The following is a 24,837-nucleotide window of genomic DNA, read 5'->3' on the forward strand; positions in this document are numbered from 1 at the left end:
TATTTTTCAATTATATTAAATTATACGCAATAAAACTTATTAATATTAATTTTTTACATAAATACTGCAATAAACAAATATTTTATATTAGTCTCCAAGTATTGTATTGGGAAAATAATTTTAACCAACAGTTATGAATGCTAAAAATCATTTATTTTAGCTTTTTCTTTATCTAATATTTTATGTAAATTTAATCTATGAAAAAGCTTGTTCTCAGATATCATTTTTTTGTTTTAGGGTGTATCAGCTTTTTATTAAATTCTTGTAATACAAAATTCAGAGTCTGGGTGGGAACCAATAATCAACAGAAAATATATAATCTAAAATACGGAGAACATAAAAGACAGAAAATGGATGTTTTCTTACCAACTGAGTATTCTGTTGATTCTCCTGTCGTTCTTATTGTACATGGCGGTGCGTGGACGTTAGGAAAAAAAGAGCATATGATTCAGGTTCAGAAAATGCTTTTTGAAAATAATATTCCGAGCATTAATATGAATTACAGACTGGTTTCAAAATCTAAAAAAATTACATACCGAGAACAGTTGGAAGATATAAGCTTTGCAATTACTAAATTTAATTCTTTAGCTGAAAAAGCCGAGCTACAACCCAACAATTATATTCTTCTCGGAGAAAGTGCGGGTGCTCATTTAGCATTGCTTTATGGTTATCAACATCCCGATGAGATAAAAAAAATCATTTCCCTGAGCGGGCCAACGGATTTTTATTCTAAAGGTTATTTAAATTCATTTTACTCAAAATATACCTCTCCGACTTTTCAAAAAGTGGTGGGAATAAAATTTGACCGAAAAAATCTGTCTGAAGAATTTCAAAAAGCAAGTCCAATTGCGAATGTTTCTAATGTTCCTACCCTTCTATTTCAGGGAAATACGGATTTCTTGGTTAATCAACATCAGGGATTATCATTGGATTCTGTTCTTACTGAGAAAAATATTCCTCATAAATTGATCTTTATGAAAAAAACAGGTCACGTTCCACGATTTTTCAATAAAAAGAAAAGAGACAGCATCATCTATCCCAATATTCTTGAATGGATAAAAAAATAACCCACTTCAAAAGCGGGTTATTAATTATTTTATAATGTTTTTATTTATTCAGGATCTTGATCTTGATTTTCATATTTAGAATGATCTTCTTTTTTACCGAATAAGAATTTAACAATTACCGGAAGTGTTGTTACTAAAACGATAATAATGATTATATATTCCAGTTTTTCCTTTAAATTAATTCCAAACTGATCCATGAACAATTTATCAAGATAGTGTCCTGCAAAGATCAATATGAATGACCAAAGAACCGCTCCGATCACATTATCTCTTAAAAACTCTTTTTTATCCATTTTCACAATTCCGGCAACCATCGGTGTAAAAGTTCTTACAACAGGTAAAAATCTAGCCATAATAACAGCCAAAGCTCCATGTTTTTCGAAGAAATCATGCGCCTGATACAGATATTTTTTCTTAAACAACATCGTATCTTTCTTTTTGTATAAAGCAGGTCCTGCTTTTACCCCGAAGTAATATCCCACTTCGTTACCAATAATCGCAGCAAGGGCAACCGCCGAAGCCAAAATAGTAGTATCTAAGAAATCGCTCCCTGTAGAGCCAAAAGTCTCTTTGATGATATCAACAGCGTAAATTCCTGAAACGAACAATAAAGAATCTCCAGGTAGAAAAAATCCTACAAAAAGACCAGTTTCAGCAAAAACAATAAATAAAACAAGCCAAAACCCTCCCATTTTTATATAAAGTTCAGGGTTTAATAAATCTCTCCAGCTATTGAAATCTTCCATATATATTGATAATTAACAAAAATAAGTCTAATAAACTTCAAAAGGAAATTAATTATAAGAATTTAACTAAAAGATGACATGATATTTATAAGTCCATGTCATCGGCTGAGCCTCCCGTTCCGTCTGCCATCAGATATGCTTTCAGGAAAGGCGTAAGATTTCCGTTCATCACAGAATCTACATCTGAGGTTTCGTGAGCTGAGCGTACATCTTTTATCAATTTATAAGGATGCATGACGTAGTTTCGAATCTGGCTACCCCACTCGATTTTCATCTTATTGGCTTCAATTTCGTTACGGGCTTTCAAACGTTCCTCCAATTCCTTTTCATATAATCTTGAACGAAGCAACTGCATCGCTTTTTCTTTATTTTGAAGCTGTGAACGGGATTCTGAGTTTTCAATGATAATTCCTGTCGGTGCGTGACGAAGACGAACAGCGGTTTCAACCTTGTTAACGTTTTGTCCACCTGCTCCGGAAGATCTCATCGTTTCAAATGAAATATCGGCAGGATTAATATTAATCTCAATCGTATCATCCACCAAAGGATAAACATACACCGAAACGAAACTTGTATGACGTTTTGCATTACTGTCAAATGGCGAAATTCTTACCAATCTGTGAACTCCATTTTCTCCTTTTAGATATCCGAAAGCGTATTCACCTTCAATTTCTAAAGTAACGGTTTTTACTCCCGCAACATCACCTTCTTGGTAATTCAATTCTTTGATTTTGTAGCCTTGCTTTTCCGCCCACATTGTGTACATTCTCATCAACATGGCCGCCCAGTCGCAACTTTCTGTACCTCCCGCTCCGGCTGTAATCTGTAACACGGCAGAAAGTTCATCACCTTCGTTAGAAAGCATGTTTTTAAATTCAAGATCTTCGATTTTCTCTACTAATTTTGGGAAGGTTTCGTCCAATTCTTTTTCAGAATCGGGATCTTCTTTGGCAAATTCAACCAAAACCTGTAAATCTTCAAACTGAGTGCTGATTTCGTCATAACCTTCCACCCATTTCTTCTTAGAACGAAGTTGTTTCAGGAAAGTTTCAGCTGTTTTAGGGTTATCCCAAAATTCAGGTGCAGCCGTTTTTTCATCGTCATTGGAAATTTCTATCTTCTTTTTTTCTATGTGAAGATATTTATATAGGTCTTCAATTCTGGATTGAACTTCTTTTATCTGGTCGTTGTTGATCACGAAATTATTCTTTTTTGCAAAAATACGGATATTTGTTGTATTCCCACAGATTTCACGAATTTGCACAAATTCTTATGTAAAGAATGTTTATAATTAATCACAAACTATTTCGCTTCAAATATTTTTTTCAAGTCTTTTTTTGATTTCTTACTCTCAATTTTAAAACCTAACATTGTTAACGCATAAACAAATATTAACATAAATATAGGAAGAATTAGATCTGAAGATATTTTTTCGTTCGCTAGCAATATAGTTATTAAAAAAAATAATACGAACGAACACCAAAATATTAAGAAAATAATTACAAGCCAGTTCAGTTTCATTTTTACTTCAATTTGTGTTTCATTGTTATTTTCTTGAATTGATCCACTTATTTGAGGTAAGAAAGAATTTCTATTCTTTATAATTCTATTAATTTCAAAATTATCACCATCCATAAAACCCTCATATTCTTTTGTTGATCCATTATTGAAAATAAAACCTTTTCGCTTCGTATCAATAAAATCAGAAAGCCTTGTTGCTACATCTTTTTTTGATAAATCAGTTCTATAAATTATATGTTCAAAAGGCAAATATTTCATCTATGTGTAATTTTTTAAATGATAAATAACAATTGATATCGAAAAATAACTTTCTGTATTTTATATCTAAATTAAATCATTTCAGCAACAATTTCCCCAATCTTCGGAGCCAAAGCAACGCCCATTCCTGACAATCTTACCGCGCAAAACTGTCTGTCAGAGAGCTGTTTTACAATCGGAGTTTTTTCAGAGCCCATTGCCATAATTCCTGACCATCGCAGGGAAATTTTAAAATGATGATTCGGAAGGATAACTTCTTTGAGGAAATTTTCTAAATGATCTTGCAAAAATTCTGTCGTTTCAAAATCCGTTGTTTCCTCGGTTTTAAAATCCTGATTTCTTCCACCGCCTAATAAAATTCGATCTCCTAAATTTCTGAAATAATAAAATCCTTCATCGTAATGAAAAGTTCCTTTTAACTTTAAATTTTCAATAGGTTCGGTTAATAAAATCTGTCCGCGAGCCGGAATAATATTTTCTTTGTCTAAAAATTTTGAACTAAAAGCATTCGTGCAATGAATAATTTGATCTGATTTAATTGATAAGTTTTCAGAAAGCAAAACTTCAATTTCATTAGAATTTTCAATAATATTTTCAACTTCGGTTCCAAAAAGGAATTCAACTTTTAATTCATGACATTTTTCTAAAAGTTTCTGTAACAATTTTCCTGAATGCAAACTTCCTTCACATAGATTTTCAATTAAAAACTCAGATTTTCCCAATCCGAATTCTTTGATTTTTTGCTGTTGTAAAGAATATGTTTTTTCGATTCTAGTTATGGGTTTCAGTTTTTCATTAACCTCATCTATTTTCTGTAAAGGTTGATCGTTATTCAGAATTTCGTAGCCTCCGCTTAATTCAAAATCAATTTCTGAATTTTTAAAATAATGTTGAATTTTTTGAAGTCCGTCAAACCTCATCTTTACCAATTCCAACGTTTTTTCCCAACCCATTTTTTCAGAATCAGCTATGATTTCGGTTAAACTTCCAAAACAGGCAAAACATGCATTTCTTGTTGAAGCTCCCAACGGAACAGAGTTTCTTTCGATAATTAAAACCGATTTTTCAGGATATTTTTCTTTAATCGAAATAGCAGTCCAAAGTCCTGTAAAACCACTTCCGACAATGATAATATCCCGTTTTCTGTAAAATGTTTCAAGCTCCCAGACGCTTTTCATAAGTAATGAGTAATTGGTAATAAGTAATTTTGTGAATGGTTTATTAGTGAATGGTCAATGGTCAATTTGCTTCGCTTGTGAATTTTTTATGCGTGAAAATATTCACTATTGACTTGCAAAGCAAAATTCACAATTGACCTTTTTATCAGCCTTTATTTTTCTCGTCTTCGTTATGCTGAAAGCCAATTTCTCTTCTTGGTTCTTCAACAATTCTATAAGATTCCAGCTCAACTCTTAAAGATTGGATTCTATATTGAAAATCGTCAGAATTATTGATAATTACATCACTTAAAAATCTTGCAATCTGTTCAAGATATTCTTCCGTTAGCTTTCCTTTGGCATCTCTTAAAGCACCATTCAGAAGCGTTTCATCTATCTTAAGATTTTCATTTCTTGTTCTCTGATAAAGATTTTTGATGCGTTTTTTTAAGCTTTGCGTAAAATCGATCAACATTGTATTGCTGAAAACCTTCATTTCGGAGGAAATACCCTGCCAGAAAGGAATTTTATCTGCTTTATTATTTTTAAGAATTTTATAGAGTAAAGAATCTTGTTCAAGACCTCTCGTCATCGCATACAGAATGATTTCCGAACGCTCAGAAGCATTGGGTGGAAAAACGGGAATCATCACATCAAACCTTCCCGGAGCCAGAATTTCTTCATCAATTTCTGAGACTGTATTGGCAGAACCAACCATCAACATGTCTTCTTTTTCGAACTTTCCGATGTAGTGAAGAATAATTTCCTGAGTTTCAAGGTTGCATGAAGCGATGTCGGTTTCGGCTGTTCTCTGCATCATAATTTCATCAAAATCATCCATGAAAAGCAAAACTTTATCTTCTTTCATCATTTCTAAAAGAAAATCATTGAAATTGGTCTTATTTCCATCTACGAAAGAGGTTCCCAAGTAGTGTTTTTTAACTTCTTTGAATTGATAATTAATGATTTCGGCAATTTTATTAGCCCAGAAAATTTTTCCACTTCCCGGAGGACCGTACAAAATCATTCCGGCAGGTTTATTAATTCCCCAATCTTTAATCTGTTGTGGATTTAAAAACGGTTCCAAAACACTTGAAATGTAAAAGAACAGATCCCTGTATCCAATAAAATCCCTGTGTTGAAGACTCGTTTTATGCCCAAAATAATTATAGACAAACTGATAGTTTCCGCCTAATTTATTATCAATTCCGTAGCTTGAAATAGAAGATTTAAAGAAACCATTATCGAAAATATTTGGATTGGATTCCTTTATGGCCTGTTCTACCTTTTGCTTTGATTTATTAATGGTTTCCGCGATTTGCTCTGATGTTTTGTTTTCATCAAGATCTTTTTCATATTCTTTTAAAAAATCTGAATTTTCGCGGGCGAATTTTTCAAAATCTTTCTTCACTTCAAAATTGGTGCTGATGCACACTCCAAGTTCAAGATCAAAATCCTGTATAAATCGTTTTATAGCTTCTGCAGAAATGTGGAGCTCCTTTGCCAAATCAATTAACTTCATAATTACCGATTAATTCTATCAAATTTAGTATTTAAAATGTGAATGAGCAATACCTTGTAGGCAGTAGGTTATAAGCTTTAGGCAGTAAGCTGAAAAATTCACAATTCATAACTTATAATTTAAAATTTTTGTAACAATTTCTAATTTATATAGACTACTACTATGTAAAACAAATTACATGGAAAAAATCTTATCAGTAAAGAATCTCACCAAAAAATTCAAAAGAGTTGTGGTAAACAATATATCTTTTGATGTTGAGAAAGGCAATGTTTATGGTCTTTTAGGACCTAACGGAAGCGGAAAATCAACCACTTTCGGAATGTTGCTGTCAACCATAAATCCTACAAGCGGCGACTGGTTCTGGTTTGGAAAAAAGGGAACAGATTCCGATACTCTGAAAAAAATCGGAGCGATTATCGAGCAACCTAATTTCTATCCTTATCTAAGTGCAGAAACCAACCTGAAAATTGTTGCCGAGATCAAAGGAACGCCCTACGAAAGAATCGATGAAGTCCTGAAAACCGTCAATCTTTATGAAAGAAAAAAAGACACTTTCAAAACGTTCTCATTGGGGATGAAACAACGTCTGGCCATAGCTTCTGCGATTTTAAACAATCCTGAAGTTCTTATTCTCGACGAACCTACAAACGGACTTGATCCTGAGGGAATTATCCAGATCAGAGATATCATCAATAGCATTGCTAAACAGGGAATTACAATCATTATTGCAAGTCACCTTTTAGATGAAATTGAAAAAATATGCAGTCATGTTATTGTTTTAAAAGAAGGAACTGCCATCTATTCCGGAAGAGTGGATGAAATGACCAGTGACAAAGGATATTTTGAATTAAAAGCAGACAATAATACTCAACTTTTAAGCGCACTGGAAGAACTCCAATGGTTCACTTCCGTGAAAATAGACGGAGAAATTATTAAAGCTCAAATTCGTGATGATGCTTCAATTTCGACTTCAGCTTTAAATCAAAAACTGGCAGAAAAAGGTATTTTCTTATCCCATTTAAATAAGAAAAAATTATCTCTTGAAACTCAATTCCTTGAACTTGTAAAAAACACGAATCATGCTTAAACTATTAAAACTCGAATATTATAAAAACCTGAATTACAAGCCATTCAAGATTTTCACCATCCTATATTTTGCAATTTTGATTGCATTGCTTTTTATCGGTCTCGTAGATTTGGATCTTTTTGGGAATCCAATCAACTTAAAACAACAGGGAATATATAATTTTCCTGAAATCTGGAATTTCACGACATGGATTGTCGGTCTTTTGAAGATTTTCTTAGGATTAATCATTGTTTTCTCGATTTGTCAGGAATTCAGCAACCGAATGTTTAAACAAAATACCATTGACGGGCTGAGCAGAAAAGAATTTATTAGCTCAAAATTATTGACGCTAACGATCTTCACTATAATTTCTACCCTTATTGTATTCGTTATCACGTTGTTTTTGGGACAGAAATATTCTATTGTAACAGATTCAGAAAGTATGTTTAAGGAAATATTTTACATCGGAAATTACTTTTTAAAACTGTTCACATTTTTCTGTTTCTTAATGTTTCTTTCTATTCTACTGAGAAAATCGATGTTTGTATTTTTGACATTCTTTATACTTTGGATCGTTGAAGGAATTCTTCAGGCAATAGAAAAAAACATCGTTTTAACCGGATTGAGCGGAACAGCATTGGAAACAAAATTCCAGAGTCATTTCTTTTTCACTAAAGTTTTGCCGTTGGAAAGCATGTCCAGCCTGATCCCGAATCCAATGTTAAGACTTAATGCTGCAAAAATGCTAGGCTTAAAATACGAATTTACTTACCCAACAGAAAGCCTCGTTGCCTGTATTATTTGGAGTGGAATTTTCATTATCGGATCTTATTGGATCTTGAAAAAAAGAGATTGGTAAGCCAATTCAAGCTTTTACATTATAAAAAATTAAAGTGGTTCATATTTTGAATCACTTTTTTGTTTAATTTTAATTTTCTTTGAATCTAATGATGAAAAACTTATCCTTCTTTTTTATAGCAACATTTTCAATATTATCATTAATTGTAATTACTTCATGTAATCAAAAAGTGGAAAATTTTGTTGAAAAAACAGCTTCAATTATAAAACCAAAGTCTGTTGCAAAACCTACTTTTGACCTTAATAAAACCGATAAAAAAGGACAAGAAGCTCTTAAATTTTGTAAGAAAAATAAGTTTAATACAGAGTTTTGTATTTTGATTGACATGAGTTTACATTCAGGAATCAATAGGTTTTTTATTTATGATTTTAAACAAAAGAAAATTACTCAGAAATATTTGGTTGGTCACGGATGCGGAAATAATATCTGGAGTTGGGACCAATCAAAAGATAGCCCAGATTTCAGCAATGAAGATGGAAGCCACCTTTCAGCTTTAGGAAAATATAAAATCGGAGAAAGAGGAAGAAGTGAATGGGGAATTAATGTAAAATATTTAATGCACGGTTTGGAAAAAACAAACAATAATGCCTTAAAAAGAACAATTGTTTTTCACTCATGGGATAAAATGAGCAATGATGAAGTTTTTCCAAAAGGATCGCCTGAAGGCTGGGGTTGTCCGACAGTTTCTAACGATGCGTTAAAAAAGATCGATCCTATATTGCAGAATTCTTCCAAGCCCGTTTTGATGTGGATTTATAATTAAAAATATGAGGAATCGTAAGAAAATATATTATTTTCCGGGATTGATAAGTGCTTTGTTGATTCCAATTTTATTTTGGTATTATGCAGGTCAAAGAGTTCATCCACCTTATACCATACTTGATCTTGGGATTCCTGCAAAATATAAATATAATGACAGTATTGATAACACGTTTGAGCATGTACGAAACTGGAATTATAAAAAGATTATTGTAAAACCTAATACAGTGCTACAAAACCAGCATTATTATATTTCTGAACTTAAAAAGCTTCAGCAGAGAAATCAAAAAGAAACAGGAATTGAATTTGTAATTGATGATAAAAATAATTATCAAGATTTAGTGAGTTTGATCAATACCATGCAATTAGCAAAACAAGAAACTTACGGGGTTGATGTAGGAAATACCGGTCATTTTTTTGTGGTTCATTTTTATAAAGATCAAAATAAAAATTATGCTATTTGCGGTGGCGTAGTTGGTGGAGAAACAGATTATAAACAAAAAGAAGGTCTTAATTTCACAGATATTAAAAGACTTCCTAAGCAATCTTATTACATTATCTTCGGATTCTTATTATTTCTAAACATTTCCATGTTGAGCATTAAAGAAAGATTTCAATTAAATTTAAAATAAAAAAAGGTTGCCTTTCGACAACCTTCCTTTCACATTACTTTTTATCTAACAGGGAAAGATAATCTCCGTACCCTTTTTTCTCCATTTCTGCTTTTGGAACAAACTTCAGAGAAGCACTGTTGATGCAGTAACGAAGTCCGCCTTTGTCCGCTGGCCCGTCATTGAAAACGTGTCCCAGATGAGCATCCCCGGTTTTGCTTCTTACTTCAACTCTTGTCATTCCTGCAGATCTGTCTAATTTTTCATCAACCAGTTTTTTAGTAATTGGTTTTGAAAAACTTGGCCATCCACAACCAGATTCAAATTTATCTGTTGAAATAAATAACGGTTCGCCAGTTGTAATATCTACATAAATACCTTCACGGGTTTCATCCCAATATTCATTTTTGAAAGGCATTTCAGTACCATTTTCCTGAGTCACTTTATATTGTTCAGCCGTTAATTTTTCCTTTAAAACCTTTTTATCCTCTTTTTGATATTTTACTGTTGCATCTTTCTTTGGAAGAGGGTTTGCATTTTTTGCCATTTCAAAAAGTCCTGGTTCGATGTGGCAATATCCTCCCGGATTTTTATCCAAGTAATCTTGGTGATAATCTTCTGCTTTATAGAAGTTTTTAAGAGCAATCGTTTCTACAACCAAAGGCTTGCTGTAATTTTTAGCTAATTTTTGAACTTCTTCTTTTACAATAGCCTCAGTATCTTTATCAGTAGAATAAATTCCTGTTCTGTACTGATCTCCTCTGTCATTTCCCTGTTTGTTTAAACTTGTAGGGTCAATTGTTTTGAAATAAAGATCAATTAATAGTTTTAAATCAACTTGTTCAGGATCATATTTCACTTTTACGGTTTCAGCGAAACCTGTTGTATGGCTTACCACTTCTTCATAAGTAGGATTCTGAGTTTTTCCGTTGGCATAACCAACTTCTGTTCCTACAACTCCACGAACCTGTTGAAAAAAATGTTCTGTTCCCCAAAAACATCCACCTGCAAAATAAACTTCTTTTAAATTTTTGTCGTTCATAACTGTCTCATTATCTTTTTTAGTTTCTATCGGTTTCTTTTTTAAAGAATCTCCGCAACTTGTCGCAAATACTGCGATGCCCAGCACCATTCCGAGCAATATTAATATGTTTTTCATTTTTATTTTTTTATTATTATTCATTTTTTATCATTTTGAAGTATCATTAATCCAAATCCTAAAAACAGTAGATCTTTTAATATAAAAAAGTCTGTTACGGGTATTCCGTCCACTACTTTCCAAATTCCGGGAGTTGTAAATAAATAACTCAGCGTTGTAAGAAAAGTCACGATCATTCCTATCGCAGCATACCTTCGTAAGTATGCAAATTTCGCACTAAATATGAGTAGTAAGGCAATGATAATTTCTATCGCTCCGATAGCATTTGACACTGCCTGAACGCTCATGATATCATATACGTAAAAAGTAAGGAAGTGGTTTTCTACAAGGCTTTTTATTCCGGCAGCTTCGGTGGGTGTAAATTTGAAAATTCCGATCCAAAGCAAAATAAGAGCTGTTCCGAAAAGCGAAATATAATAACCCGTTTTGTACGTTGGTAGTTCTTTGTTGATTGATGTTGTTCCGTTCATTTTTTAAGATTTTGAATTAATACTTTGTTATTTTCAAAAGTATAGTCGGAACAATTTCAAAATCCTGACAAAATTTTATTTAAATATCTAAATTTTTAGCAACCCTATCTTTAAATGATTGAATTTCAGAATCATTAATTTCAATTTTTTCTTCTCGAGAAAGTTTTCTTTTTAAAATATCATCTAAAATTTCCAACTTTTCTTTATAAGCCCGGCACCATTTACAGATCTTTAGGTGCATGGAAAGTTTCCAATCCTCTTTTGAAGAAATGGAATTGGCGTTTCTTTTTTCCATCAGCAAAGTCGCTTCACTGCATGGTAAAAATAAAATATGAATAAATTTTTTCAACATATTTTTACTCGTTACGATTTTGCAAACCAGTTAAAATCCAGACATTCTCTAAGCTGCATTCTACTCCTTTGCAAGATCTTCCAAAGATTAGTCGTAGAAATATTCAATTCCTGACTCACTTCGGGTGCTTTTTTTTCTTGAAGATAATACATTTTCATGGGAATTTTCCATCGGGATGGCAAATCTTCCAGACAATCTTCCAATGTTTTATTAAAATCATCATTATCCAGAAGTTCAGATTCTTTATTGGAAGCGTCCCAATCGTTCAGTACATCGTTATTTTTCCATGATCCTGTTTCATCAAAAAAATGATCAAGTCTTATTTCCGGTTCTGATTTATATTTTTTTCTATAAAAATCAGCAACCTTATTATTGAGAATTGTATTCAGCCAAGTTAAAGGTTTGCTTTTCCCTTCAAAAGAATCATACGACGAAAAAGCAGCAATAAAAACCTCCTGAACAATATCTTCCGCCTCTATCCTATCTGAAAGTACATAAACCGCTCTTTTCAGCAAAGGTTCGGAGTATTGTTCTATCCAACTTTTCAGTGTTTCGTTTTTCGTCATTTTCTATTTAATATTAACCACGGATTACACAAATTTACACAGATGTTTGAGTGTAAAATCTGCAAGAGTTTTTATTTAATATTAAAACGAATATAGAAAGTTAAATTCTAAAGTGCAAAAATTTCATTAAATCATTTGGTCATTGCGAGGAGCGAATCTCAAAGAGACAAGTGAACTTATCATCTTTTGACGTTGAGATCCTTTCAGGATGACAAAGTTGATGGATAATTAGTACTTCTAATTTTGAAAATAATGGCTACAACCCTAGCCCCGATTGAGTGAAAATCCTTTTTTGAAAAAAAAAGATTGCAACGGAAAGCGGGAAATAGCTCCTAAAAAGAAAGGAAGTTAGAAGCGGGGTGATGGAAGTTTACATGATTGAAATAATAGATTTCTCCTTTGTCGAAATGACAATATTCAAACTATAAGTCTACAAATAGCTTAAAACGTAAAACTATATTTTTACATTACTTTAAAAACATTAAATTTGCATTTATCGAAAATTTGTAAAAAGCAAAGCAATATATATCATTATGACATCACAAGAGATACGTCAAAAATTTTTAGATTATTTTAAAAGTAAAGAACACCTTATCGTTCCTTCGGCTCCAATTGTGCTGAAAGACGACCCTACCCTAATGTTTTCCAACTCTGGAATGACGCAGTTCAAGGATTTTTTCTTAGGCTACAAAACGCCTACCGCCCCAAGAATTGCCGATACACAGAAATGTTTGAGAGTCTCAGGGAAACATAATGACTTGGATGATGTAGGTAGAGATACTTACCACCACACCATGTTCGAGATGTTAGGAAACTGGTCTTTTGGTGATTATTTCAAAAAAGATGCTATTGCTTTTGCCTGGGAATTGCTGACTGAAGTGTACAGAATTCCAAAAGAAAACTTATATGTAACCATTTTTGAAGGAGACGCTTCTGAAAATCTTGAAAGAGATCAGGATGCTTACGATTACTGGAAAGCGGTAGTTTCTGAAGACAGAATTATCAACGGAAACAAAAAAGATAACTTCTGGGAAATGGGAGCAAGCGGACCTTGTGGACCTTGTTCTGAAATCCATGTGGACTTGAGAACTCCGGAAGAAAAAGCTAAAGTTTCAGGGCTTGAATTAGTGAACAACGATCATCCTCAAGTTGTAGAAGTTTGGAATCTTGTATTCATGGAATTCAACAGAAAAGCAGATGGTTCTCTGGAAAAACTTCCTGCACAACATGTTGATACAGGAATGGGCTTCGAACGTCTTTGTATGGCGCTTCAGGGAAAATCTTCCAATTATGATACTGATGTTTTCACACCTTTAATTGCTAAAGTTGAAGAACTTTCAGGTAAAAAATATACTGGAATTTTAGAAGACGAAAAAGATATTGCGATCCGTGTTGTGGTAGATCACATCAGAGCGGTTTCATTTGCAATTGCTGACGGACAATTGCCTTCAAACGGAGGTGCCGGATATGTCATCAGAAGGATTCTAAGAAGAGGAATTTCTTATTCTTACAGATTCTTAGATATGAAAGAACCTTTCCTTTACAAATTAGTTGCTGTTCTTAAAGATCAAATGGGATCAGTTTTCCCTGAATTAGAAAAACAAGGGAAATTAGTTACTGATGTTATTAAAAGTGAAGAAGAATCATTCCTAAAAACAATTGATACAGGAATTTTAAAGCTTGAACAGTCAATTGCTTTTATAAAGGCAGCACAACCAATAAAAGAAAATGAGCTTTTAAAAGTTGTTTCTGGAGATTTAGCTTTTGAATTATTTGACAGTAATGGATTTCCTTTAGATTTAACTGAAATAATTGCAAGAGAGCATGGATTTACAGTTGATGTTAAAAGGTTTGACGAATTAATGGAACAGCAGAGAAAACGTTCCCAAGACGATTCTGCTCAAAAAGTATACGATTGGGTAACATTAGAAGAAGGAGAAGAAAACTTCGTTGGTTACGACCAAATTGAAGCTGAAACACATATTACAAGATACAGAAAAGTAGAAAATAAAGACGGCGAATTTTATCAGGTTGTGTTAAGCAACTCTCCTTTCTACCCAGAAGGTGGTGGACAGGTTGGTGATAAAGGTGTCCTTGAAAACGCAACGGAAAGTTTTGAAGTATTAGAAACTAAAAAGGAAAATGGGTTAATTATTTCTTTAATTAATGGTCTTCCGAAAGATGCAAGTGCTATTTTCTATGCTAAAGCAGATGCGACAGACAGAAAAAACTCTCAAGCTAACCACTCGGTGACTCACCTTTTACATGAGGCGTTGAGAGATGTTTTAGGAACTCACGTTGAGCAAAAAGGTTCTTATGTCGGTCCTGAATATCTTCGTTTTGACTTCTCTCACTTCAATAAAATGACGGAGGAAGAATTGGCTTTGGTTGAAGAAAAAGTGAATGCAAAAATCAAAGAAAGTATTGCTTTACAGGAATTTAGAAATATTCCGATCCAGGAAGCGATTGATAAAGGTGCAATGGCTTTGTTTGGTGAAAAATATGGTGATAGTGTGAGAATGATCCAGTTTGGAAGTTCAAAAGAACTTTGCGGTGGAACTCACGTTAAAAATACGAGCGAAATCGGTCATTTCAAATTGACTTCCGAAAGTTCTGCAGCAGCAGGAATCAGAAGAATTGAAGCGATCTCAGGTGATAAATCTGAGGAATATTTCAAAGGTTTAGAAAAGCAGGTTCTTGAACTTTCTCAATTGTTGAAATCTAAAGATGTTGTAAGATCTATCGAGAAATTAATCGAAGAAAATGCTTCGTTGAAATCTGAAGTAGAAGCTTTCAAAAAAGAAAAAGCAAAAGGGGAAATCGGTGACTGGAAAGGTGCTTATGAGCAAAAAGGAGATAAATTACTTTTAGTGAAAAGAACTTCATTGGATGCCGGTTCAGTGAAAGATATCGTCTTCCAGTTGAAGAAAGAAATTCCAACTTCTATAACGGTTATTCTTTCCGACGCAGACGGAAAACCAATGATTACCGTTGGCGTTTCTGATGATTTGGCAGGAATTTATCAGGCTGGAGCACTTATTAAAGATTTAGCAAAAGAAATCCAAGGCGGCGGCGGTGGAAACCCAGGTTTTGCAACGGCTGGAGGAAAAAATCTTGATGGCTTGGAGAATGCTTATCAAAAGGCTTTGAATATTTAATTCAAAAAAACATAAAAAAATTAAATGCCCGATAATTTCGGGCATTTATCATTATTTTTTAGTAAGATCCACAGTGTAATTCATCTTATTAAGTTTAGTTTGCAACTTTTCAATATCTTTTTTGATGGATGAAATTTTGCTGTTGCTTTTTTGTAATTCCTGATTGGCATTCTCAGTTTTCTTTAAAACTTTTACTGCGTTTCTGGCTTTGTCAGCAGCAGAATCCGGATCAGATGAGCTAAGATTTACAGCCTTAGCATTCGATTTTCCATTAAGATCATTAGCTTTTTCTAAAATCTTTGTATTGTTTAATGTTTCTTTTTCCAGATCGATTTGTTTATTTTTCAGTTTAGTTTGAAGCTCCAAGACCTCCTTCTGTTGGTTCATTGTATTTAAACTCTGAGATTGAGCTTTTACATTTAAAGAAAAAAACAATAAAGACATACCGAATATGCCGGCAAAGTAATAATTTTTCATTTTGTTGTGCTTTTAATTTTTTCAAGATAATCTCTATTAAAAATCATGCCAATATCAATCATTAAAACTTTCCCGAAACAAGAAATATTACTACTTTTGACATAGTTTTTTCATATGAAAAGGGTTTTACTTATAATATTTTTCTTGATCTCTATTTTTGGTTTTTCACAATCAAAAATTAAGGTAGTAGATGATGCTAGTAAAATTCCCATTCCCAATGCTAAAGTCTTTTGCAATAACAAATTATTGGGAGAAACAGATGCTCAGGGCATTTTAGAATTTAAATCAAAATGTAAAAGTATTACTGTTGAGGCGAACCAATATCAGAAAGAAACATCAGTTGTAGAAAGCGACATGACCGTTTCTTTGATTAAAAAATCTTCAAAAACAACAGCCATTGAAGAAATCATTATTGAAGATAAAAGTGATCCGAGAGCTTTAGAAATACTTAAAAAAGTCAATCAGTTATTTACAAAAAATTCACCGAAAAGTTTAGAATCTTATACCTATAAATCCTACGAAAAAATTTCATTGGATATTGATGAGGACAGTATTTCTCAGTTCAATCAATTCTTTGAAGAAAATAACTTATTCAAGAAAAAAAGAGAAAAAGATTCGCTAAATAATATTTCGGCAAGACAGATATTTTCAAAAAGTAAATTATTCCTTTGGGAAAGAGCACAGGAATTTTTATTCTCAAAAAAATATGGTGAAAAGATCAATATTTTGGACAACAGAATTTCGGGTCTTAAACAACCAATTTATGAGATGATCGCCCTGCAGCAAAGCAATAGAGATAAAATCCCCAATCAGCTTAAACAGGAAAACAGAGGATTGTACAGATTCTTTTTAACTGATACTCTTATGATGGATGGCAGAAAAAATTTCGTCATCCGTTTTCGTGAAGTGAATTACAAGAAACCTGATAAAAAAAGGAAATACAACGGAGCAATTTACATTGACACTGAAACTTACGGAATCAAAAAAATAGAAAATTTCAGCAAAAATAAAAATGACGGAATTATTACCAGCACTTGGATTTTCTATAACAACAAATGGTTTTTGGCTCACGAAACCGTAAAACTCCGAATGAATAAAATGGCAATGCAGGAAGACAAAAAAAGTCATTCTGAAGATGAGTCGGAGAAAAATGATAAAAGAAGTTTCGGGACTTATGCATTTCTGTCTTCAAAATATTTTGATTTCAAATCGCCTATTGAAGAGGATTTCAAAGATTTTAAAGGCTATACTTTTTCCGTGAAAAGTTCGGATGGAAAAACACTTGATCGATACAGAACAGAACCTCTGACAGAAAGAGAAAAAAATACCTATACAACGATCGATAGCCTTGGAAAAAAATATAATATTGACAGTAAAGCAAGGGTATTAACAGGATTAATTAATGGGCAAATCAGATCCGGGGTTTTAGATTTTGCAGTTGATGAAATCGTGAACTTTAACTCCTATGAAGGCTTTAGATTAGGTTTAAAAGCTAAAGTGAATGAAAATTTCAATCCATACTTCTCTCCCGATTATTATTTTGCATATGGTCTGAAAGATGATAAACTAAAATACGGAATCGGTCTTGATATAAAGACCAATCTTGATAAAAACTCTTTTTTCAGAATCGATTATTACAATGATGTTACCGCTTCCGGAGAGTTTTACAGAAGACTCTGGAACTTCAAAATGAGGATGATGAACTATGGAAATAATATTAATAATGATAAATATTTCCATTACAGAGGCGCTTCCGTTTCTTATCTGAATGATGTTACCAACGGATTGACGCTGGTTTTCGCAGCAAAAAGAAATTATGAAGAAGCATTGTTTGATTATCAGTTCAGAAACAGCGGTCCGGCTTTTGAAAATTTCAACACGTTATTTACCTTAAAATATTCTCCGAATTCTACCAATATTATGACTCCGCAGGGGAAATCTATTGTTGATCAAAAATATCCTGAGCTGTATTTCAATTATGAACAAAGTTTTAAAATATTAGGCGGAGACTTTAATTATACCCGTTTTGATGCTCTTTTTGTTCATAATTTTAAGACAATGCTCGGAACTACCGGTGTAAGATTTTATGGCGGAATGGTTTTCGGTGAAGCTCCCATCTGGAAAAATTTCACGATGAACGGTCTGGCCTCGCCGAGAAGAGATTTTAATTTCAACTTAACATCTTTCTTAGGTTTTGCTACGTTGGAGGGTGGAAAATACTATAACGATAAATTCGTAGCCTATTATTTTACTCATAAAATCCCTTGGTATTTTAAAAGTTTTGGGCAAAATGTTTCAAGTTTTGACTTTGTGTTAAGAGGAACCATCGGAGATATGAAACATCCTGAATATCATCAGTTCAACTTCAGAAAGTTAGATCATCTGTATCAGGAAGTTGGCTTGGAATGGACGAATTTCCTTTCCAGCTATTTCAATTTAGGAATATTCTACAGAGTCGGTTATTATACAACCCCGAATTTTAAGCAAAATTTCGCGATACAGTTTAAACTTAAATTATTAGAGTTTTAAATAGGAGTAATCGGTAATTAGTAACGAGCAATTAATAAAATTTAAATGAAAACAATACAAATAAAAGCAGAGCAGTTTTTTGAATTATTAAGATTAAAAGACACGCCAATGTGGGAGATCTTTGCCCAAATGATTGATGGAGAAGAAAAAGAGATCGTCTTTTTAGATAACGAAGACAAAGTACTTTTCAACTATGTTTTACCTTCAAATAAAGAGAAATTAGAAGAAGACAGAAAAGAATTCTCAAAGCAGTTTTCTGAAAAATTGGCTAACTTTAATTAAAATTAAAAAAGCACGATGAAAAAAAAGTATTTGTTATCCGTTTTCACTCTACTCATTTTCGGTTTTGGAAATGCTCAAAACTATAAAAAACCTCTCGTTTCAGCTATCAAAGAAACAGATCTCAGAAAAAATATGTACGAATTGGCTGCAGACCAGTTCTGGGGACGTGAAGCCGGAACATTAGATGAATTAAAAGTATCCATGTGGCTGGCCGACAAAGCCAAAGAAGCAGGAATGAAACCCGCCGGAGACAACGGAACTTTCTTCCAGTTTTTTGATATATACAGACATCAGGTCATCCCGCAAAGCAGCTTAAAAATTGGTGATAATCAATTAAAATTATGGAAAGATTTCCTTGTAGCAGAACCCGTAAATGCGAATATCGATGCTGAAATTGTATACGCCGGAACTACTGAACCTGAGGATTTATCTAAATTAAATATCAAAGGAAAAATTCTTGCGATCAATGCATCCGATAAAAATATCGACAAAGAAATGACGCTTTTTGTAAGAAGATATCCCGGATTTGTAAGAACGAAATATTACAATAAAGCCTTTGAATTAGGTGCAAAAGCCATCATTTTCATTACAGATGATACTTCTGATAAAAGCTGGGTTGAAGTTCTTCCTCAAATGACAAGAGGAGCTTACGGAGTTGAAGGTTTAAGAGAAAAAGTAACGAATAATATTCCTGTTCTCTGGATTAAAAGAGAAAATGCCAATTGGGTAAAAAACAATCCTAAAATTTCTTTAAACCTCATCACAGAAACCTATAAATATCCTTCTGTAAACATCATCGGGAAAATCGACGGAAGCGATCCGAAATTAAAAGATGAATACGTCTTACTAAGCGGTCACCAAGATCATGACGGAATAAGACATCCCGTAAAAAACGACACGATCTACAACGGAGCCGATGACAATGCAAGTACTTGTGTCGCGATGTTAGCCATGGCAAGAGCTTATAAAAAACAGCCGGGAAAAAGAAGTATTTTATTCGTTTTTCACGGAGCTGAGGAAAGAGGATTGTTGGGTTCAAGATGGCACGCCGCTCACCCTGTTGTTCCGAAAGAAAAAATTGTTGCTGTTCTGAATGGCGATATGATTGGTAGAAATGACAATAATGAAGCCGCTTTATTAGGTGGAAATGCACCTCATAAAAACTCCGAAGAATTGGTTAAAATGGCTGAAGATGCCAATAATGAAAGCACGAAATTCAAATATCTGAAAGATTGGGATTCTCCTAGTCATGCGGAATATTTTTATTTCAGAAGTGATCATCTTCCGTATGCGAAAGCGGGAATTCCCGCGATATTTTTCACGAGCGTTTTGCACGATCAATATCATACGCCACAAGACGAATCTGAAAATATCAATTATAAAAAACTCTATAAAATGACGGAATGGATGTACAGAACTTCATGGAAAGTAGCCAATGAAACGGAACGTCCGAAAGTGATTTCTAATTTTACGTTGGAGAGATAATTTGAAATTAAAATAGATCAAGCTGAGTAAAAACTCAGCTTTTTTTATGCATCATGCTGTCCTAATCTGAAAAATATTTAAATATTAGAATAAAAAATAAGTTCTCTTCATTATTAGTTAAAACTTATTCAAACTAATATTGGTTGGCGTCGGTTTGGGTTCAGATTTTATAAAACCAATATAAGTTTACTCCGTCCCAAGTCGGGAAAGCTTAAAACACTTTTGGTTTACACTGGAATTAATTAATATTTACTAAAACCTATATTTTGAATAAAATACAGCAGTTTTTAATGAAAAAATATTTTGATAACACCTAAAAACAAAGCCTCACAAATTGTGAAGCTTTTTCCATCATTGTTTTTTAGACTTTAAGCCTGATTTTAATCTTGTTTAAATTAATAAGTTCATCAGAGAAGGATCATTATTGAGGTAGTTTACAAAGAAATCCAGTTTTTTCATTTTGTATAAAAGCGGATCAAAATCTTTTTTGTCCTTTAAAACAATTCCCACCACAGCAATCCCTTTCTCTTTTGAGTTTTTCTTGGTATATTCAAAACTCGTGATGTCATCATCCGGTCCCAGAACATCCATCACAAAAGATTTCAAAGCACCGGGCCGCTGCGGAAATTTTACGAGAAAATAATGTTTCAAACCTGCATACAAAAGTGCTTTTTCTTTAATCTCCTCCATTCGCGTGATATCATTATTGCTTCCGCTGATAATGCAGACGACATTTTTTCCTTTAATTTCATCTGCATACTGCTCAAGCGAGGCCACCGATAAAGCACCTGCAGGTTCTACAACGACTGCATCTTTATTATATAATGAAAGAATGGTTTCACATATTTTTCCTTCATTCACCGTTGCGACATCGAATAATATGTTACGGCAAATTTCAAAAGTAAGATCCCCTACTTTATGAACTGCCGCTCCATCCACAAAGCGACTGATTTTATCTAAATGAAAAGGAGCTCCGTTTTCCAGTGCTTTTTTCATACTCGCCGCCGTGGAAGGTTCTGCCGCAATAATTTTGGTTTTGGGAGAAAGTTCTTTAAAAACTTTACAGACTCCCGCCGCCAAACCGCCACCGCCAAAAGGAACGAAAAGATAATCTATAAGTTTTTCGGCTTGCTCCAGAATTTCTAACGCCACAGTTGCCTGTCCGTCAATAATTGCAGGATCGTCAAAAGGATGGATAAACACTCCCTGATTTTCATCACAAAATTTCATTGCTGTATCCTTTGCTTCATCAAACGTATCTCCGAAAAGAATAACTTCCACATAGTTTCCACCAAACATTTTAACCTGCTCAAGTTTCTGCCCGGGCGTTGTTAAAGGCATAAAGATTTTCCCCTTCACGTTCATTGCATTACATGCAAATGCTACTCCCTGTGCGTGATTTCCTGCACTTGCGCAAACAACACCCTTAGATAAATGTTCTTTACTTAAAGTTGCCATTTTATTATAAGCACCTCTGATCTTATATGATCTTACGCGTTGAAGATCTTCTCTTTTGAAGCTGATATTTGCATTAAAAATGTCAGACAAATGATTATTGACAGACAATGGCGTTTTGATGCTTATGTTTTTCAATCTTTCTGCGGCCTTCTGTACGCTGTAAAGAACCGAAACAAGCGTTTCCTCTTCGTATTTCATATGATTTTAATTATTTTCCGGTCTTAAACTTCGAACAGTTTTTCCGGCTTGCCACATTTCACTTTCTCTAAGTTCTGCCAATTCAGCGTCCAGTTTTTCTCTGTAATCGGGCTTACTGTTGCTGTCGATGGATAATTGTGCTTCGTTTCCTGCAGCTACATTTTCATACAATTCCTGAAATAAAGGAGAAGTTGCATCTCGGAAGCGTTTCCACCAATCCAACGCACCTCTTTGAGCGGTTGTACTACAGTTTGCATACATCCAGTCCATCCCGTTTTCTGCAACCAAAGGCATTAATGATTGGGTAAGTTCTTCCACCGTTTCGTTGAATGCTTCGGAAGGACTGTGCCCATTATTTCTCAAAACTTCATATTGTGCGGCAAAAATTCCCTGTACAGCGCCCATCAAGGTTCCTCGTTCACCTGTAAGGTCGCTGTAAACTTCTTTTTTGAAATCAGTTTCAAATAAATAACCGCTTCCTACCGCGATTCCCAAAGCGATTACTCGATCTCTGGCTTTCCCTGTAACATCCTGATACACAGCAAAACTGCTATTCAGTCCCCTATTCTGTAAAAACATTCTTCTTAAAGATGTTCCGGAACCTTTTGGAGCTACCAAAAAAACATCAACATCGGCGGGTGGAACAATTCCCGTGCGTTCATTAAATGTAATTCCGAAACCGTGTGAAAAATATAATGCTTTTCCTGGAGTAAGATGCTGTTTTACTTTAGGCCAATATTCGATTTGAGCGGCATCACTTAGTAAATAACAGATGATTGTTCCTCTTTTTAAAGCTTCCTCGATCTCAAAAAGTGTTTCTCCGGGAACGAAACCGTCTGCAACAGCCTTATCCCAGGATTTTGAATTTTTTCTTTGCCCGACAATTACATTCACTCCGTTATCTCTTTGATTAAGAGCCTGACCCGGCCCCTGAACACCATAACCGATTACTGCGACTACTTCATCTTTTAATACTTCCTGAGCTTTTTCTAATGGAAACTCCTGTCTTGTTACTACGTTTTCTTCTATTCCTCCGAAATTTAATTTTGCCATTTTATTTACTATTTTATTGCGTTACTACTTTGATTTTAATAATTCCCTGCATTTCTTAATACCGTCATACAAGGATTTCTGTGATAATGAACTTCCAGAACATCGACCTGTTTTTCGATCTGGTTCACCAATTTTTTTATGGCTTCTTCATTTTCATTAATCACGATGATAAATTTTTTAATACCTTTTACTTCACAAGGACCTACATTGAGGTTTTCAACAACAATTCTCCTTCTGGAAAAAATATTATTGATCCGGCTTATCACTCCCAAATAATTCTCTGTATAAGTGGTTATGGTAAATTCTTTTTTATCTGTTTCCATATTTTTATTTTAAATTTCATTATTGTTTAAAACAACTTTAGACACACTCTTTCCTTGTGGAACCATCGGAAAAACATTGTATTTTTTATCAACCATTACTTCCAGCAGATAAGCTCCTTTATGATTAAGCATTTCTTCAACACTTGTTTTTAAATCTTTTCTTTCTGTTACTTTTTTACCATTAATTCCGTAACCTTTTGCAACCTGTACAAAATCAGGACTTTGAATATCTACAAAAGAATATCTTTCTTCATGAAATAATTCCTGCCACTGCCTTACCATTCCAAGAAAACAATTGTTGAGAATGATAATTTTCACATCAGGTTTATACTGCAGGATGGTACCTAACTCCTGAATATTCATCTGAGCTCCGCCATCTCCCATGATCGCAATAATCTGTCGATCGGGATTTCCGTAAGCAGCTCCAATTGCAGCAGGAAGGCAAAATCCCATTGTTCCTAACCCTCCGCTTGTAATATTGCTTTTAGAATGATTGAATTTGGAATATCGGCAGGCAACCATCTGATGCTGACCGACATCTGTAACAATTACAGCTTCTCCTTTTGTTAATTCATTGATATTTCTGATAACTTCTCCCATCGTGATATCGCCTTCGGAAGGGTTTAATTCATTGCTGATCAAATTAATCTGCTCGATCTCATGACAGTTTCTGAATTTTGCATGCCATTCTGAATGATCTTTAGACATAATTAAATCCGTCACTAAGGGCAGTGTTTCCTTACAGTTTCCTAAAATGGGAACATCGGCTTTTACATTCTTATTAATTTCTGCTTTATCAATATCAAAATGAATTATTTTCGCCTGTTTTGCGTATTCATCCAGTTTTCCTGTCACGCGGTCGTCAAAGCGCATTCCGACTGCAATTAGAACATCACATTCATTTGTCAGCAAATTAGGTCCGTAATTTCCATGCATTCCGACCATTCCGACAGCGAGATGATGATGTGTAGGAATTACTCCTATCCCCAGAAGCGTCCACGCAACAGGAATCCCTGATTTTTCTGCAAACTTTAAAAATTCTTCTTCTGCTTTTCCTAAAATAACTCCCTGACCCACAATAATGAAAGGGCGATTTGAGTTGTTAATTAATTTAGCTGCTTTTTTAATATTTTCATCATTCGGTTCAGATTCAGGCTGATAACTTCTTACAGAATAACATGATGCATATCCTTTATATGCAACCTTTTGTAACTGAGCATTTTTAGTAATATCAATAACAACAGGTCCCGGTCTTCCGGATTTTGCAATGTAAAAAGCTTTCGCCAAAACTTCGGGAAGCTCTTCTGCATTGGTAACCTGATAATTCCATTTGGTAACGGGAGTTGTGATACCGATGACATCAATTTCCTGAAAAGCATCCGTGCCCAAAAGATGATCAAAAACCTGCCCTGTAATGCAGACAACGGGCGTACTGTCTAATAATGCATCTGCCAAACCTGTCACAAGATTTGTTGCGCCGGGTCCACTTGTCGCCAAAGCAACTCCAACCTCGCCTGAAACTCTTGCAAACCCCTGAGCAGCATGAACTGCACCCTGCTCATGGCGCACCAAAATATGTTCTAATTGTTCTTTATAATCAAACAAAGCATCATAAATAGGAATGATTGCACCTCCGGGATAACCAAAAATAGTTTTTACACCTTCCTTTAAAAAAGTTTCCAGCACGATGCGGCTTCCGCTAAGCTCTTTTTCTGTACGCGACTGATTTTTATCAATTATCAGATTTGGGTTTTTCATTTT

Annotated in this window: 23 protein-coding genes; 9 read left to right on the plus strand and 14 right to left on the minus strand. The window is 34.0% G+C overall.

Annotated elements, in window-relative coordinates:
- Window positions 1–197 precede the first annotated feature (197 nt).
- Entirely contained in the window at window positions 198–1,067 is an 870-nt protein-coding gene (locus tag AC1Q7L_RS10635; RefSeq protein WP_492305950.1) for an alpha/beta fold hydrolase, read from the plus strand.
- 44 nt (window positions 1,068–1,111) lie between these two features.
- Here the strand turns inward: AC1Q7L_RS10635 and AC1Q7L_RS10640 are convergent, their stop codons facing one another.
- The 5 genes from AC1Q7L_RS10640 to AC1Q7L_RS10660 form a co-directional block, all read right to left on the minus strand.
- Entirely contained in the window at window positions 1,112–1,813 is a 702-nt protein-coding gene (locus AC1Q7L_RS10640; RefSeq protein WP_492305951.1) for a DedA family protein, read from the minus strand.
- Window positions 1,814–1,898: 85 nt separating this feature from the next.
- The gene (prfB, locus tag AC1Q7L_RS10645; RefSeq protein ID WP_492306488.1) at window positions 1,899–3,011 is read right to left on the minus strand and encodes a peptide chain release factor 2; all 1,113 of its coding nucleotides are present in this window, start codon (window positions 3,009–3,011) and stop codon (window positions 1,899–1,901) included.
- Window positions 3,012–3,115: 104 nt separating this feature from the next.
- Complete coding sequence (locus AC1Q7L_RS10650; protein ID WP_492305952.1) at window positions 3,116–3,592, minus strand: hypothetical protein; 477 nt, start codon at window positions 3,590–3,592, stop codon at window positions 3,116–3,118.
- Window positions 3,593–3,663: 71 nt separating this feature from the next.
- Window positions 3,664–4,770, minus strand: a complete 1,107-nt coding sequence (locus AC1Q7L_RS10655; protein ID WP_492305953.1) for an NAD(P)/FAD-dependent oxidoreductase — start codon at window positions 4,768–4,770, stop codon at window positions 3,664–3,666.
- Window positions 4,771–4,915: 145 nt separating this feature from the next.
- Window positions 4,916–6,271: an AAA family ATPase gene (locus tag AC1Q7L_RS10660; RefSeq protein WP_492305954.1), complete on the minus strand. Its 1,356-nt coding sequence runs from the start codon at window positions 6,269–6,271 to the stop codon at window positions 4,916–4,918.
- 178 nt (window positions 6,272–6,449) lie between these two features.
- Between AC1Q7L_RS10660 and AC1Q7L_RS10665 the strand changes: the two genes are divergently transcribed.
- The 4 genes from AC1Q7L_RS10665 (at window position 6,450) to AC1Q7L_RS10680 (ending at window position 9,587) form a co-directional block, all read left to right on the plus strand.
- On the plus strand, window positions 6,450–7,358 hold the full coding sequence (locus AC1Q7L_RS10665; protein WP_492305955.1) for an ABC transporter ATP-binding protein: 909 nt from the start codon (window positions 6,450–6,452) through the stop codon (window positions 7,356–7,358).
- Window positions 7,351–8,196, plus strand: coding sequence for an ABC transporter permease (locus AC1Q7L_RS10670; protein WP_492305956.1), 846 nt, complete (start codon window positions 7,351–7,353; stop codon window positions 8,194–8,196). Before AC1Q7L_RS10665 ends, AC1Q7L_RS10670 begins: the two co-directional genes overlap by 8 nt.
- Before the next feature lie 169 nt (window positions 8,197–8,365).
- Window positions 8,366–8,959, plus strand: coding sequence for a murein L,D-transpeptidase catalytic domain-containing protein (locus tag AC1Q7L_RS10675; RefSeq protein ID WP_492305957.1), 594 nt, complete (start codon window positions 8,366–8,368; stop codon window positions 8,957–8,959).
- A 4-nt stretch (window positions 8,960–8,963) separates the two neighbouring features.
- Entirely contained in the window at window positions 8,964–9,587 is a 624-nt protein-coding gene (locus AC1Q7L_RS10680) for a hypothetical protein (protein ID WP_492305958.1), read from the plus strand.
- A 34-nt stretch (window positions 9,588–9,621) separates the two neighbouring features.
- Here the strand turns inward: AC1Q7L_RS10680 and msrB are convergent, their stop codons facing one another.
- The 4 genes from msrB to AC1Q7L_RS10700 all read right to left on the minus strand — a co-directional run bounded on the left by msrB (window position 9,622) and on the right by AC1Q7L_RS10700 (window position 12,113).
- Window positions 9,622–10,725 carry a peptide-methionine (R)-S-oxide reductase MsrB gene (gene msrB / locus AC1Q7L_RS10685; protein ID WP_492305959.1) on the minus strand — a complete coding sequence of 368 codons (1,104 nt, stop codon included), beginning with the start codon at window positions 10,723–10,725 and terminating at the stop codon, window positions 9,622–9,624.
- A 20-nt stretch (window positions 10,726–10,745) separates the two neighbouring features.
- The gene (locus AC1Q7L_RS10690; protein WP_410693802.1) at window positions 10,746–11,195 is read right to left on the minus strand and encodes a DUF417 family protein; all 450 of its coding nucleotides are present in this window, start codon (window positions 11,193–11,195) and stop codon (window positions 10,746–10,748) included.
- A gap of 79 nt (window positions 11,196–11,274) precedes the next feature.
- A complete protein-coding gene (locus AC1Q7L_RS10695) occupies window positions 11,275–11,547 on the minus strand; it encodes a hypothetical protein (RefSeq protein ID WP_492305960.1) in 273 nt (90 codons plus the stop codon).
- An 11-nt stretch (window positions 11,548–11,558) separates the two neighbouring features.
- Entirely contained in the window at window positions 11,559–12,113 is a 555-nt protein-coding gene (locus tag AC1Q7L_RS10700; protein ID WP_492305961.1) for a sigma-70 family RNA polymerase sigma factor, read from the minus strand.
- A 533-nt stretch (window positions 12,114–12,646) separates the two neighbouring features.
- Between AC1Q7L_RS10700 and alaS the strand changes: the two genes are divergently transcribed.
- Window positions 12,647–15,271: an alanine--tRNA ligase gene (alaS, locus tag AC1Q7L_RS10705; RefSeq protein WP_492305962.1), complete on the plus strand. Its 2,625-nt coding sequence runs from the start codon at window positions 12,647–12,649 to the stop codon at window positions 15,269–15,271.
- 51 nt (window positions 15,272–15,322) lie between these two features.
- Here the strand turns inward: alaS and AC1Q7L_RS10710 are convergent, their stop codons facing one another.
- Window positions 15,323–15,748 (minus strand): hypothetical protein, encoded by a 426-nt coding sequence (locus tag AC1Q7L_RS10710; RefSeq protein ID WP_492305963.1) that lies wholly within the window; start codon window positions 15,746–15,748, stop codon window positions 15,323–15,325.
- A gap of 114 nt (window positions 15,749–15,862) precedes the next feature.
- On the opposite strand from AC1Q7L_RS10710, the gene AC1Q7L_RS10715 reads away from it, so the two are divergent.
- Genes AC1Q7L_RS10715 through AC1Q7L_RS10725 form a run of 3 tightly spaced genes read left to right on the plus strand, consistent with a single transcriptional unit; the run spans window position 15,863 to window position 20,044 of the window.
- The gene (locus tag AC1Q7L_RS10715; protein WP_492305964.1) at window positions 15,863–18,277 is read left to right on the plus strand and encodes a peptidase associated and DUF5686 domain-containing protein; all 2,415 of its coding nucleotides are present in this window, start codon (window positions 15,863–15,865) and stop codon (window positions 18,275–18,277) included.
- 45 nt (window positions 18,278–18,322) lie between these two features.
- Window positions 18,323–18,559 carry a hypothetical protein gene (locus AC1Q7L_RS10720; RefSeq protein WP_066750882.1) on the plus strand — a complete coding sequence of 79 codons (237 nt, stop codon included), beginning with the start codon at window positions 18,323–18,325 and terminating at the stop codon, window positions 18,557–18,559.
- A gap of 15 nt (window positions 18,560–18,574) precedes the next feature.
- Window positions 18,575–20,044: a M20/M25/M40 family metallo-hydrolase gene (locus AC1Q7L_RS10725; protein WP_492305965.1), complete on the plus strand. Its 1,470-nt coding sequence runs from the start codon at window positions 18,575–18,577 to the stop codon at window positions 20,042–20,044.
- Between the two features lie 390 nt (window positions 20,045–20,434).
- Here AC1Q7L_RS10725 and ilvA read toward each other — a convergent pair whose 3' ends face one another.
- The 4 genes from ilvA to ilvB are packed head-to-tail and all read right to left on the minus strand — an operon-like array spanning window position 20,435 to window position 24,834.
- The gene (gene ilvA, locus AC1Q7L_RS10730) at window positions 20,435–21,700 is read right to left on the minus strand and encodes a threonine ammonia-lyase IlvA (RefSeq protein WP_492305966.1); all 1,266 of its coding nucleotides are present in this window, start codon (window positions 21,698–21,700) and stop codon (window positions 20,435–20,437) included.
- Window positions 21,701–21,706: 6 nt separating this feature from the next.
- Entirely contained in the window at window positions 21,707–22,753 is a 1,047-nt protein-coding gene (gene ilvC / locus AC1Q7L_RS10735) for a ketol-acid reductoisomerase (RefSeq protein ID WP_492305967.1), read from the minus strand.
- A 35-nt stretch (window positions 22,754–22,788) separates the two neighbouring features.
- The gene (locus AC1Q7L_RS10740; RefSeq protein ID WP_410693813.1) at window positions 22,789–23,076 is read right to left on the minus strand and encodes an ACT domain-containing protein; all 288 of its coding nucleotides are present in this window, start codon (window positions 23,074–23,076) and stop codon (window positions 22,789–22,791) included.
- A 9-nt stretch (window positions 23,077–23,085) separates the two neighbouring features.
- The gene (gene ilvB / locus AC1Q7L_RS10745; protein WP_492305968.1) at window positions 23,086–24,834 is read right to left on the minus strand and encodes a biosynthetic-type acetolactate synthase large subunit; all 1,749 of its coding nucleotides are present in this window, start codon (window positions 24,832–24,834) and stop codon (window positions 23,086–23,088) included.
- Between the last annotated feature and the right edge of the window lie 3 nt (window positions 24,835–24,837).

The sequence above is a fragment of the Chryseobacterium sp. GW823-FHT05E08 genome, assembly GCF_058795655.1.